The sequence below is a fragment of the Streptomyces sp. NPDC046881 genome (genome assembly GCF_040645015.1).
GTDB lineage: Bacteria > Actinomycetota > Actinomycetes > Streptomycetales > Streptomycetaceae > Streptomyces.
Map to the genome: position 1 here is coordinate 15,508 of NZ_JBEYXJ010000110.1, position 12,294 is coordinate 27,801.

The following is a 12,294-nucleotide window of genomic DNA, read 5'->3' on the forward strand; positions in this document are numbered from 1 at the left end:
AGCGTGAGCAGCGAGAACGGGGCGCCCCGGGCGGACGGGGACGGCGGGGCCGAAGGGGCGCCGCCGGAGCAGCTCGCGCTCATCCGGGAGAGCGTCCGCCGGGCCAAGGCGCCCCGGGCCAAGCCGCGGACCTGGCGGGGGGCCGCGCTCGCCAAGGAGCTGCCCGTCGCGCGGGTGCTGGTCGACAAGGGCGTGCTCCATCTCGACCGGTACTTCGACTACGCCGTGCCCGAGGAACTGGACGCGGAGGCACAGCCCGGCGTGCGGGTGCGGGTGCGGTTCGGGGCCGGCCGGCACCGGGTGCGGGAGGGCCGCCGCGAGGGCGGGGGCCTCATCGACGGCTTCCTCGTCGAGCGGCGCGCCGCCTCCGACTACTCCGGGCCGCTGGCCGCGCTCGCCCAGGTGGTCTCGCCCGAGCCGGTACTGGGCGAGGAACTGCTCGGCCTCGCCCGCGCCGTCGCCGACCGGTACGCGGGCAGCCTCGCCGACGTCCTCCAGCTCGCCGTGCCGCCGCGCAACGCCCGCGCCGAGCAGCGGCCGTCCCCCGCCCCCCTGCCCCCGCCGAAGGCGCCGGAGACCGGCTCCTGGGCGCGCTACGAGCACGGGGGTGCCTTCCTGGACGCACTGGCCTCCGGCGGGGCGCCCAGGGCCGTGTGGAACGCGCTGCCGGGCCCGCAGTGGAGCGAGGAGCTGGCCCGCGCCGTCGCCGCCACTCTCGCCTCCGGGCGCGGTGCCCTCGTCGTCGTACCGGACGGGCGGGCCGCCGCGCGCGTGGACGCCGCGCTGACCGCGCTGCTCGGCCCGGGCCGGCACGTGCTGCTCACCGCCGACGCCGGCCCCGAGAAGCGGTACGCGCAGTGGCTCGCGGTGCGGCGGGGTTCCGTGCGGGCCGTCGTGGGGACCCGGGCGGCGATGTTCGCGCCGGTGCGGGACCTGGGGCTCGTCGCCGTCTGGGACGACGGGGACGACAGCCACAGCGAGCAGCACGCCCCGCAGCCGCACACCCGCGACGTGCTCCTGCTCCGTGCCGCGCTGGACAAGTGCGCCTTCCTGCTGGGGAGCTGGAGCTGCACGGTGGAGGCCGCCCAGCTCGTCGAGAGCGGCTGGGCCCGGCCGCTGGTCGCCGGGCGGGAGCAGGTGCGCCGGACCGCCCCCCTGGTCCGCACGGTGGGCGACGGCGACCTCGCGCGCGACGAGGCCGCCCGGGCCGCCCGGCTGCCCACCCTCGCCTGGCAGGCGGCCCGCGAGGGGCTGCGGCACGGGCCGGTGCTGGTCCAGGTGCCCCGGCGCGGTTACGCGCCCCGCATGGCCTGCGACCGGTGCCGGGCGCCCGCCCGGTGCCGGCACTGCTCCGGGCCGCTCCAGGGGCAGGACGCCGGGGTGCTGCGGTGCGGCTGGTGCGGACGCGAGGAGGGCGCCTGGCACTGCCCGGAGTGCGGTGGCTTCCGGCTCCGCGCCCAGGTCGTGGGGGCGCGCCGGACCGCCGAGGAACTGGGGCGGGCCTTCCCCGCCGTCCCGGTGCGCACCTCCGGGCGCGAGCACGTGCTGGACACCGTCCCGGACACACCCGCGCTGGTCGTCAGCACGCCGGGCGCCGAACCGGTCGCCGAGGGCGGCTACGCGGCGGCCCTGCTGCTGGACGGCTGGGCCATGCTCGTACGGCCCGACCTGCGGGCCGGCGAGGACGCGCTGCGCCGGTGGATCGCGGCCGGCGCGCTGGTGCGGCCCCAGGGCGAGGGGGGCACCGTGGTCGTGGTGGCCGAGCCGACCCTGCGGCCGGTGCAGGCGCTGGTGCGCTGGGACCCCGTCGGGCACGCCGTGCGGGAGCTGGCCGAGCGGGCCGAGCTGGGCTTCCCGCCGGTGTCCCGGATGGCGGCCGTGTCCGGTCCGCCCGCGGCCCTCGCCGAGTTCCTGGCGGCGGTCGACCTGCCGCCGGACGCCGAGGTGCTGGGGCCGGTGCCGCTGCCGCCCCCGCCGCCCGGCCGGCCCCGCCGTCCCGGCGCGCCGCCACCCGGCGAGCACTGGGAGCGGGTTCTCGTCCGCGTACCGCCGGGCAGCGGAGCCGCACTGGCCGCCGCCCTGAAGGCGGCCCAGGCCGCGCGCATGGCGCGGGGCAGCGGGGAGCCGGTACGGGTCCGGATCGATCCGCCGGACATCGGCTGACGCCCGGGGCGTCCCGCCGGGGTGCTTCCGCCGCGGTGGCGGCGCCGAGGCCCTGCACGCGACCGCCCTCCCGGGGCTGGTCCGGGAGGGCAGAGGGGTGGGGGTGTTCAGCCGTTGCGGGGGCTGGGGAAGGCCGTCGGGAGGGCGTCGTCGCGCAGCGTCGGGCTGCCCGCGGTCGGCTGGGTGGGCATCGAGCGGGCCGCGGGGACCGTCGGCAGACCCGTGTTCACGTTGAGCGTGCGAGTGCCGGACGGCTCCGGCGACCGCTCCGCCTCGGCCGCCGCCTGCGCCGCGGCGCGGCGGGCGCCGTAACGGCGGTGCACCGCCTGCTTGGTGACCCCGAGCGCCGAGCCCACCGCGTCCCACGAGAAGCCGAGCGAGCGGTCGAAGTCCACGGCGGCCGTGACCAGGGTTTCGACACTGTCCCGGAGTTCCTGGGCGAGGCGGACCGTCGGGGCGGGGGCGCGTCCGTAGACGACGAAGCCCGTGGACGGGCCGGTGCGGCGCGGGCGGTAGACGTTGCCCAGCTGGGCGGTGAGCGTGCGCAGCGCGTCCACCTGCCGGCGGACCCGCTCGATGTCCCGCACCAGCAAGTGCAGGCTGGCCCGGGCCTGGGCGTCGTGGGTTGCGTGGTCGGCCATGAACAAGCCTCTCGAACCGGCGTTGAAAGGAATTGGGCCGCCAAAGCGGCCCGATGTGGTCAACTCTTTCTTGACCAACGCGCTTACGCTCCGCTGGTCACGGGGTGGGGGCGTACGGGCATATGCGTACGCCCGCCCATCCGTTCGTGCGCCGTTCATGGTCATAGACTGGTGCGCTGCCCGCCCGACCCCCGCCCGAGAGGCCCGATCCCGCCCATGAAGCTCGTCTTCGCCGGTACCCCCGAGGTCGCCGTTCCCGCTCTGGACGCTCTGCTCGCCTCCGGGCGGCACGAGGTGGCCGCCGTCGTCACGCGGCCCGACGCGCCGGCCGGGCGCGGGCGCCGACTGGTCGCGTCCCCCGTGGCCGAGCGGGCGGAGGAGGCCGGGATCGAGGTGCTGAAGCCGCTGAAGCCGCGGGACCCGGAGTTCCTTGAGCGGCTGAAGGAGATCGCGCCGGACTGCTGTCCGGTCGTCGCCTACGGCGCCCTGCTGCCGAAGGCCGCCCTCGACATCCCCGCGCGCGGCTGGGTCAACCTGCACTTCTCGCTGCTGCCCGCCTGGCGCGGCGCGGCGCCGGTGCAGCACGCCGTCATGGCGGGCGACGAGATCACCGGGGCGTCCACCTTCCTCATCGAGGAGGGCCTGGACTCCGGGCCGGTCTACGGCACCGTGACCGAGGAGATCCGCCCCACCGACACCAGCGGCGACCTGCTCACCCGGCTGGCCTTCGCGGGTGCGGGGCTGCTCGCCGCGACCATGGACGGCATCGAGGACGGCACGCTGAAGGCCGTACCGCAGCCCGCCGAGGGCGTCACCCTCGCGCCGAAGATCACCGTCGAGGACGCCCAGGTGGACTGGGCGGCGCCCGCGCTGCGCGTCGACCGGGTGGTGCGCGGCTGCACCCCGGCGCCCGGTGCGTGGACCGTCTTCCGCGGCGAGCGGCTCAAGCTCATCCAGGTCACGCCCGTGCCCGAGCGGACCGACCTCGCGCCGGGCCGGCTCGCGGTGGGCAAGAACAGCGTGCACGTGGGCACCGGTTCGTACGCCGTCGAACTGCTCTGGGTCCAGGCCCAGGGCAGGAAGCCGATGCGCGCGGCCGACTGGGCGCGCGGGGCGCGCATCGCGGACGGCGAGACCGTCGGCGGCTGACGCCGGGGGACGGCGGGACGGGCCCGGCCGGGGCCTGGGCGGCCGGCGCGGAGCCGCTTCGCGGAGCTGAGCCCGGGCGGTCAGGCGGGCGGTGCTGCGACGTAGGCTGGAGGCGCATCCTCTTCTTCACACCCGGAGCACCTTTTTCGTGAGCGAGCAGTCCCGGCGGCCGCACAAGCCCGCCAAGCCCTACCGCCGTCCCCAGAAGGACCCCGTCCGCATCCTCGCCTTCGAGGCGCTGCGCGCGGTGGACGAGCGGGACGCGTACGCCAACCTCGTGCTGCCCCCGCTGCTCAGGAAGGCCCGCGAGAAGGGCGACTTCGACACCCGGGACGCCGCCCTCGCCACCGAGCTGGTGTACGGCACGCTGCGCCGGCAGGGCACGTACGACGCCGTCATCGCCGCCTGTGTCGACCGGCCGCTGCGCGAGGTCGACCCGCCGGTGCTGGACGTGCTGAGCCTGGGCGCGCACCAGCTGCTCGGCACGCGGATCCCCACGCACGCCGCCGTCTCCTCCGCCGTCGAACTGGCCCGGGTGGTGCTCGGGGACGGGCGGGCCAAGTTCGTCAACGCCGTGCTGCGGAAGATCGCCCAGCACGATCTCGACGGGTGGATCGAGAAGGTCGCGCCGCCCTACGACGACGACCCCGAGGACCACCTCGCCGTCGTGCACTCGCACCCCCGCTGGGTCGTCTCCGCGCTGTGGGACTCCCTCGGCGGCGGCCGGGCCGGCATCGAGGAGCTGCTCGCGGCCGACAACGAGCGGCCCGAGGTGACGCTGGTCGCCCGGCCGGGTCGGGCCACCACCGAGGAGCTGCTGCGCGAGGACGCCGCCGTGCCCGGGCGCTGGTCGCCCTACGCCGTGCGGCTCTCCGAGGGCGGTGAGCCCGGCGCGGTCGAGGCCGTCCGCGAGGGGCGCGCCGGTGTCCAGGACGAGGGCAGCCAGCTGGTCGCGCTCGCGCTGGCGAACGCCCCGCTCGACGGGCCCGACGAGAAGTGGCTCGACGGGTGCGCCGGCCCGGGCGGCAAAGCCGCGCTGCTCGGCGCGATCGCCGCCGCGCGCGGGGCCACGCTGCTCGCCTCGGAGAAGCAGCCGCACCGGGCGGGGCTGGTCGCCAAGGCGCTGCACGGCAATCCCGGCCCGTACCAGGTCATCGCCGCCGACGGCACCCGCCCGCCCTGGCGGCCCGGCACCTTCGACCGAGTGCTGGTCGACGTCCCCTGCACCGGCCTGGGCGCCCTGCGCCGCCGCCCCGAGGCCCGCTGGCGCCGCCGCCCCGGGGACCTGGACGACTTCGCCCCGCTCCAGCGCGGACTGCTGCGCACCGCCCTGGACTCCGTGCGCGTCGGCGGGGTCGTCGGCTACGCCACCTGCTCCCCGCACCTGGCCGAGACCCGAGCGGTCGTGGCCGACGTCCTCAAGCACCACCCGGACACCGAACTGATCGACGCCCGCCCCCTCCTGCCCGGCGTACCCGACCTCGGCGAGGGCCCGGACGTACAGCTCTGGCCGCATGTCCACGGCACGGACGCGATGTACCTGGCGCTGATCCGGAGAACCGCATAGCGCGGGGAGGGCCGGCGTGCCCCGAAGGGGCGCGGGGAACTGCGCGAGCAACCCACGACGGCCCGCAGCCGAAACTCAACCCGTGGACCGCCGCTACAGCCCAGCGCAGCGGCATGGCAGGCTTGGGTCATGGCCGTGCAGATCAACCCCAGCATCCTGTCCGCCGACTTCGCCCGCCTCGCGGAGGAGGCCAAGGCGGTCCAAGGCGCCGACTGGCTCCACGTCGACGTCATGGACAACCACTTCGTCCCCAACCTCACGCTCGGCGTGCCGGTGGTGGAGTCCTTGGCCCGTGCGACGGACACCCCGCTGGACTGCCACCTCATGATCGAGGACCCCGACCGGTGGGCGCCCCAGTACGTCGAGGCGGGGGCCTCCTCGGTCACCTTCCACGTGGAGGCGGCCGCCGCACCCGTGCGGCTCGCCCGGGAGATCCGCGCCAAGGGTGCCCGCGCCTCCATGGCGCTCAAGCCCGCCACGCCGATCGAGCCGTACGAGGACCTGCTCCCGGAACTCGACATGCTGCTCGTCATGACGGTGGAGCCGGGCTTCGGCGGCCAGGCCTTCCTCGACATCATGCTGCCGAAGATCCGCCGCACCCGTGAACTGATCAAGAAGCACGGCCTGCAGCTGTGGCTGCAGGTGGACGGAGGTGTCTCGGCCGCCACGATCGAGCAGTGCGCGGACGCGGGAGCGGACGTGTTCGTCGCCGGCTCGGCCGTATACGGGGCGAACGACCCGGCAGAGGCCGTACGCGCCCTGCGCACGCAGGCGGAAGCGGCCACCGCCAAGGCGTCCTGGGCATGCGACCACTGAGCCACGGCGAAGTGAACGCTTGAGTGAACGCCGCCCATCAGGGCGGATCAGCCGCGCCGAATCTGCAAGGATGAACGGCGAATCCAGAGTGTGAACAGCAGTGAGGAGATCGCCGTGTCGGGTATGTCGGCGGGCCGGTCAGCCATGCGGATGGGACCCGCTGAGCTGGTGCAGGCGGCGGCCATGGCCCGCCGCTTCTACCTCGAGGGCAAGTCCAAGATCCAGATCGCGGAGGAGTTCGGCGTCAGCCGCTTCAAGGTGGCCCGGGTCCTGGAGACGGCCCTCGAACGGGATCTCGTACGCATCGAGATCCGCGTCCCGGCCGAACTGGACGCCGAGCGCTCCGACGCGCTCCGCGCCCGCTACGGCCTGAGGCACGCCGTCGTGGTCGAGTCCCCGGCCGAGGCCGAGGAGACCCCCGACCCCGAGAACCTCGGCGAGGTCGCCGCCGACCTGCTCGGCGAACTCGTCAACGAGGGGGACGTCCTCGGGCTGGCCTGGGGCCGGTCCACCATCCACATGGCGGCGGCGCTCGACCGGCTGCCGCCGTGCACGGTGGTGCAGCTGACGGGCGTGTACGACGCCGGGACCGCCGAGCGCGGCTCGGTGGAGGCGGTCCGCCGGGCCGCCCAGGTGTCCGGCGGCGACGCCCACCCCATCTACGCGCCGATGCTGCTGCCGGACGCGGCCACCGCGGCGGCGCTGCGCAACCAGACCGGCATCGCCCGGGCCTTCGAGTACTTCGACAAGGTCACGGTCGCCTGTGTCTCCATCGGCTCCTGGGAGCCGGGCATCTCGACCGTGCACGACATGCTGAGCGACGAGGAGCGCGCGCACTACGCCTCGCTCGGTGTCGCCGCCGAGATGTCGGCGCACCTCTTCGACGCCGAGGGGCGCCGCATCGGACGGGACCTGGGGGAGCGGTGCATCACGGTCAAGGCCGACCAGCTGCGCCGTATCCCGGAGGTCGTGGCGATCGCGGGCGGGCAGCGCAAGGCTTCCGCGATCGACGCGGTGCTGCGCTCCGGGCTGGTCACCAGCCTGGTCACCGACACCTCGGCCGCCGACTACCTGATGACGGCGGGCCCCACGCCGAAGCCGGCGCTCAGCCGTCAGGACCCCGACGGGGTCTGACCGCGGGTCGCGCCGGGACGGCCGTGGCAGCATCGTCCGCATGCTGCCACGGTTCGTCCCCCGTGCCCTCGCCGGGCTGCTGGTCTGTCTCGCCGTCCTCCTGACGGGGTGCGCCGGCGGCGCCGCCCCGGCCCCGCCGGGCACGGGCACCTCCACCCCGCCCTGGGCCCGGGGCACGGCCACCGTCCAGGAGTCCCGGCTCCCGGCCGAGGCCCGCAGGACACTCGCTCTCGTCGACGCGGGCGGTCCCTTCCCCTACGCCAAGGACGGGACCGTCTTCGGGAACTTCGAGGGACGCCTGCCGAAGCACCGGCGCGGTTACTACCACGAGTACACCGTGCCGACCCCCGGCTCGACCGACCGCGGGGCCCGGCGCCTGGTCACCGGGCAGGACGGGGAGATCTACTACACCGATGACCACTACGAGTCCTTCCGGGCGGTACTGAGATGAGCGAAGACCTGACCGGCCGTTTCGTGGTCGCGCTCGACCTCGACGGCGTCACCGACAAGGCCGGCCTGATGGACCGCGCCGCCCGGGCGCTGTCGCTGCCCGACTGGTTCGGCCGCAACTGGGACGCGCTGGCCGACTCCCTGGCCGACGTGACCGTGTGGCCGGAGCAGGCCGGGGGCAGGGGGCTGCTGGTCGTCGTACGCGGCTGGGAGGGGTACGCGAGGCAGCGGCCGCAGGAGTGGGAGACCGCCCGGGAGGTCTTCGCGCAGGCCGTGCGCGTGATGCCGTCGCTCACCGTCGCCCTCGCCCTTGGAGGAAGCTCCTAGGTGATCGGCGGTGACCCTGGAGGTTCCGTCGGGGCATGACACCGCCCCCGACATGGGAGAATGAAGTACGTGCTCTTTCCCCCTGGCACACCTGTCCGGGGGTCACCTCTGATCGACTGGGATGTGCAGCACGTGCGTTTCCTCAATGACATCCAGCCCGCGTACGACCTGACGTACGACGACGTGTTCATGGTGCCGAGCCGCTCCGCGGTCGGCTCGCGTCAGGGCGTGGACCTCAGCTCGCCGGACGGCACGGGCACCACCATCCCGCTCGTCGTCGCCAACATGACCGCCATCGCCGGCCGCCGGATGGCCGAGACGATGGCCCGCCGGGGCGGCCTCGTGGTCATCCCGCAGGACATCCCGATCGACGTCGTCACCGATGTGATCTCCTGGGTGAAGAGCCGCCACCTGGTGCTGGACACCCCGATCATCCTGGCCCCGCACCAGACCGTCGCCGACGCGCTCGCGCTGCTGCCCAAGCGGGCGCACAACGCCGGTGTGGTCGTGGACGAGAACCACCGGCCCGTCGGTGTCGTCACCGACGCAGACCTGTCCGGCGTCGACCGCTTCACCCAGCTCGAAGTGGTCATGTCCAAGGACCTGCTCCTGCTGGACGCGGACATAGACCCGCGCGAGGCCTTCAACACCCTCGACCAGCACAACCGCCGCTACGCCCCGGCCGTCGACCAGGACGGCAAGCTGGCCGGCATCCTCACCCGCAAGGGCGCCCTGCGCGCCACGCTGTACACGCCGGCCGTGGACGCGAACGGCAGGCTGCGGATCGCCGCCGCCGTCGGCATCAACGGCGATGTGGCGGGCAAGGCCAAGCAGCTGCTCGACGCGGGCGTGGACACGCTCGTCATCGACACCGCGCACGGCCACCAGGAGTCGATGATCAGCGCCATCAGGGTGGTGCGCGCGCTCGACCCGCAGGTGCCGATCGTCGCGGGCAACATCGTCTCCGCCGAGGGTGTCAAGGACCTGATCGACGCGGGCGCGGACATCGTCAAGGTCGGTGTGGGCCCCGGCGCCATGTGCACCACCCGCATGATGACCGGCGTGGGCCGGCCGCAGTTCTCCGCCGTCCTGGAGTGCGCCGCCGAGGCGAGGAAGTACGGCAAGCACGTGTGGGCCGACGGCGGTGTCCGCCACCCGCGCGACGTCGCCATGGCCCTCGCGGCCGGCGCGTCCAACGTGATGGTCGGCTCCTGGTTCGCGGGCACCTACGAGTCCCCGGGCGACCTCCAGCACGACGCCAACGGCCGTGCGTACAAGGAGTCGTTCGGCATGGCCTCCGCGCGTGCCGTGGCCAACCGCACGTCCGACGAGTCCGCCTACGACCGGGCCCGCAAGGCGCTGTTCGAGGAGGGCATCTCCACCTCCCGCATGTTCCTCGACCCGGCCCGCCCGGGCGTCGAGGACCTGATCGACTCGATCATCGCGGGCGTCCGCTCCTCCTGCACCTACGCCGGCGCCGGCTCCCTGGAGGAGTTCGCCGAGAAGGCCATCGTGGGCATCCAGAGCGCGGCCGGCTACGCCGAGGGCAAGCCGCTGCACGCCAGCTGGAGCTAGCCCCCGGCACCCGTCCCCACGGCCCCCGCCGTTCCCGACCAGGGAACGCCGGGGGCCGTTTTGCGTCCCGGCGCCGAGCGGCCGGGATCTCCTCGCCGCAGCGCCCCGGAAGGGGCCCGGGGGACCGTTGTGCAACGGTCGACAGCGTGTGCGCAACGATTTGTCATTCCGGGCGGATGAACGCAATGATCATGCGGGGATGCGCAAGGTTGCTGCATTACGCCCGTGAAGGCCCGCCTCATAGGGTGCTGCGCTAGTACGTGCGTGGTGGGTACCCCGCTCGGTCGGTTCCTGCCTGCGCAGGCTTCCTCCGGTCCCCATCACGACGGCCGGCGGCCATGCCGGTCCGTACCCCCAACCGACGGCAGCGAACAAGGAGCCAGCGCGTGCTCGACCAAGGCGCACCCCCGCAGAACCCCATACCGGCCGCCTCCGCGTCCCCGGGCGTCGCCGCGCGCCTCATGCGTCGCAAGCCGGTGGAACGCCTGGTCGCAGAGGGCGGCCAGGGTGAGGGAGGGCAGCTTCGGCGCTCCCTCGGCCTGTGGCAGCTGACCATGATCAGCATCGGTGCCACGCTCGGCACCGGCATCTTCGTCGTGCTCGGCGACGCCGTCCCGGAGGCCGGCCCCGCGGTCACCCTGTCCTTCGTGATCGCCGGCCTCACGGCGCTGTTCTCGGCCCTGTCCTACGCCGAGCTGGCGGGCAGTATCCCGGTCGCCGGTTCCTCCTACTCGTATGCGTACGCAACGCTGGGCGAGCTGGTCGCCTGGGTCTGCGGCTGGTGTCTGGTGCTGGAGTACGGCGTGTCGGTGGCCGCCGTCGCCGTCGGCTGGGGCGAGTACCTGAACGAGCTGCTCGACGGCACCATCGGCGTCACCATCCCGAGCGCCCTGTCCTCGGCGCCGGGCGAGGGCGGCATCATCAACCTGCCCGCCCTGATCGTGGTCCTGCTGGCGATGGCGTTCCTGCTCGGCGGCGCGCGGGAGTCCGCCCGCGCCAACACGATCATGGTCTGTGTGAAGATCGCCGCCCTGGTGCTGTTCTGCGCCATCGGTGTCATGGGCTTCAAGTCCGGCAACTACCGGGACTTCATGCCGCTGGGCATGACCGGGGTCAGCGCCGCCGGCGCCACGCTGTTCTTCTCCTACATCGGCTTCGACGCCGCCTCCACCGCCGGTGAGGAGGCCAAGGACCCCAAGCGGGACCTGCCGCGGGCGATCATGCTGTCCCTGATCATCGTGACCGCGCTGTACGTGCTGGTCGCGGGTGTCGCCGTCGGCGCCTGGAACTGGAAGAAGTTCGACGGTTCGGAGGCGACCCTCGCCGCGATCATGAACGACGTCAGCGGCCAGACATTCTGGGGCACCCTGCTCGCCCTGGGCGCGGTCATCTCCATCGCCAGCGTGGTGCTCACCGTGCTCTACGGCCAGACCCGCATCCTCTTCGCGATGTCCCGCGACGGCCTGATGCCGAAGGCGCTCGGCAGGATCCACCCGAAGACCGGCGCACCCCGCCTCAACACGGTGATCGTCTCGCTCTTCTGCGGTGTGCTCGCCGCCCTCATCCCGCTCGGCAAGCTCGTCGACGCCACCAGCATCGGCACGCTGTTCGCCTTCGCCCTGGTCAACATCGCGGTGATCGTGCTGCGCTACAAGCGGCCGGGTCTGGAGCGCACGTTCAAGGTGCCGTTCGGGCCGGTCCTGCCGGTGCTGGGCTTCCTGTTCTGCGCCTACAACATGTCCAGCCTCGACACCGTCACCTGGGTCGTCTTCGGATGCTGGATGGCCGCCGGGCTCGTGTTCTACTTCCTGTACGGCTATCGCCGTTCCCGTCTCGCGACCGGTGAGGAACTCGCGGTGACGGCAGAGAAGTGACCCGAACCGAAGAAGTGAACCACCCCCTGTGCTGAACGATCTCGACGAACGCATCGTGCACGCCCTCGCCGAGGACGCCCGCCGCTCCTACGCGGACATCGGGCAGATGGTCGGCCTGTCCGCGCCCGCGGTGAAGCGGCGCGTGGACCGGCTGCGGGCCACCGGAGCCATCACCGGGTTCACCGTCCGGGTGGACCCGGCGGCGCTCGGCTGGGAGACCGAGGGCTACATCGAGATCTACTGCCGGCGCAACACCTCGCCGGAGACCATCCAGCGGGGTCTGGAGCGCTACCAGGAGGTCGTGGCCGCGTCGACCGTCACCGGCGACGCGGACGCGATCGCCCAGGTCTTCGCCTCCGACATGCGCCACTTCGAGCGGGTGCTGGAGCGGATCGCCGGCGAGCCGTTCGTGGAGCGGACCAGGTCGGTCCTGGTCCTGTCCCCGCTGCTGCGCCGCTTCTCGTCGGGCGCCCCGGGCTAGAACCCGGAGAGACGGGCCCGGGCCGCCCGCCCCGCCCCGCCCGGGCCCGCGCCGGGCCGGGGCCCCGCCCGGCCCGGGGGTGCGAGGGGGGGGTCGGGGGTTAACCAGGTGACCAAT

The 12,294-nt window shown here is 73.8% G+C and carries 11 protein-coding genes; 10 read left to right on the forward strand and 1 reads right to left on the reverse strand.

What is annotated here, in order from left to right; translation table 11 throughout:
* Nucleotides 1-3 precede the first annotated feature (3 nt).
* Nucleotides 4-2,163 (forward strand): primosomal protein N', encoded by a 2,160-nt coding sequence (locus ABZ923_RS34130; protein WP_361479798.1) that lies wholly within the window; start codon nucleotides 4-6, stop codon nucleotides 2,161-2,163.
* Nucleotides 2,164-2,270: 107 nt separating this feature from the next.
* Here ABZ923_RS34130 and ABZ923_RS34135 read toward each other — a convergent pair whose 3' ends face one another.
* Nucleotides 2,271-2,804: a hypothetical protein gene (locus tag ABZ923_RS34135; RefSeq protein ID WP_361479801.1), complete on the reverse strand. Its 534-nt coding sequence runs from the start codon at nucleotides 2,802-2,804 to the stop codon at nucleotides 2,271-2,273.
* 216 nt (nucleotides 2,805-3,020) lie between these two features.
* Here ABZ923_RS34135 and fmt point away from each other — a divergent pair, with 216 nt between their 5' ends.
* The 9 genes from fmt (at nucleotide 3,021) to ABZ923_RS34180 (ending at nucleotide 12,177) form a co-directional block, all read left to right on the forward strand.
* On the forward strand, nucleotides 3,021-3,953 hold the full coding sequence (gene fmt, locus ABZ923_RS34140) for a methionyl-tRNA formyltransferase (RefSeq protein WP_361479804.1): 933 nt from the start codon (nucleotides 3,021-3,023) through the stop codon (nucleotides 3,951-3,953).
* Between the two features lie 148 nt (nucleotides 3,954-4,101).
* Nucleotides 4,102-5,520: a transcription antitermination factor NusB gene (locus tag ABZ923_RS34145; protein WP_361479807.1), complete on the forward strand. Its 1,419-nt coding sequence runs from the start codon at nucleotides 4,102-4,104 to the stop codon at nucleotides 5,518-5,520.
* Between the two features lie 129 nt (nucleotides 5,521-5,649).
* Nucleotides 5,650-6,336 (forward strand): ribulose-phosphate 3-epimerase, encoded by a 687-nt coding sequence (gene rpe, locus ABZ923_RS34150; protein WP_361479810.1) that lies wholly within the window; start codon nucleotides 5,650-5,652, stop codon nucleotides 6,334-6,336.
* 90 nt (nucleotides 6,337-6,426) lie between these two features.
* Nucleotides 6,427-7,470 (forward strand): sugar-binding domain-containing protein, encoded by a 1,044-nt coding sequence (locus ABZ923_RS34155; RefSeq protein ID WP_361479813.1) that lies wholly within the window; start codon nucleotides 6,427-6,429, stop codon nucleotides 7,468-7,470.
* Between the two features lie 40 nt (nucleotides 7,471-7,510).
* Nucleotides 7,511-7,921 carry a ribonuclease domain-containing protein gene (locus ABZ923_RS34160; protein ID WP_361479816.1) on the forward strand — a complete coding sequence of 137 codons (411 nt, stop codon included), beginning with the start codon at nucleotides 7,511-7,513 and terminating at the stop codon, nucleotides 7,919-7,921.
* Nucleotides 7,918-8,247, forward strand: coding sequence for a barstar family protein (locus tag ABZ923_RS34165; protein WP_361479819.1), 330 nt, complete (start codon nucleotides 7,918-7,920; stop codon nucleotides 8,245-8,247). Before ABZ923_RS34160 ends, ABZ923_RS34165 begins: the two co-directional genes overlap by 4 nt.
* 132 nt (nucleotides 8,248-8,379) lie before the next feature.
* The gene (locus ABZ923_RS34170; RefSeq protein ID WP_361479822.1) at nucleotides 8,380-9,822 is read left to right on the forward strand and encodes a GuaB1 family IMP dehydrogenase-related protein; all 1,443 of its coding nucleotides are present in this window, start codon (nucleotides 8,380-8,382) and stop codon (nucleotides 9,820-9,822) included.
* A gap of 386 nt (nucleotides 9,823-10,208) precedes the next feature.
* A complete protein-coding gene (locus tag ABZ923_RS34175; protein ID WP_361479824.1) occupies nucleotides 10,209-11,696 on the forward strand; it encodes an amino acid permease in 1,488 nt (495 codons plus the stop codon).
* Nucleotides 11,697-11,724: 28 nt separating this feature from the next.
* Nucleotides 11,725-12,177 carry an Lrp/AsnC family transcriptional regulator gene (locus ABZ923_RS34180; RefSeq protein WP_361479827.1) on the forward strand — a complete coding sequence of 151 codons (453 nt, stop codon included), beginning with the start codon at nucleotides 11,725-11,727 and terminating at the stop codon, nucleotides 12,175-12,177.
* Nucleotides 12,178-12,294 lie beyond the last annotated feature (117 nt).

Bases quoted from the DNA above. Each gene is read 5' to 3' on its own strand.
- ABZ923_RS34160 (WP_361479816.1), top strand. From the start codon at position 7,511: ATGCTGCCACGGTTCGTCCCCCGTGCCCTCGCCGGGCTGCTGGTCTGT.
- rpe (WP_361479810.1), top strand. From the start codon at position 5,650: ATGGCCGTGCAGATCAACCCCAGCATCCTGTCCGCCGACTTCGCCCGC.
- ABZ923_RS34165 (WP_361479819.1), top strand. From the start codon at position 7,918: ATGAGCGAAGACCTGACCGGCCGTTTCGTGGTCGCGCTCGACCTCGAC.
- fmt (WP_361479804.1), top strand. From the start codon at position 3,021: ATGAAGCTCGTCTTCGCCGGTACCCCCGAGGTCGCCGTTCCCGCTCTG.
- ABZ923_RS34135 (WP_361479801.1), bottom strand. From the start codon at position 2,804: ATGGCCGACCACGCAACCCACGACGCCCAGGCCCGGGCCAGCCTGCAC.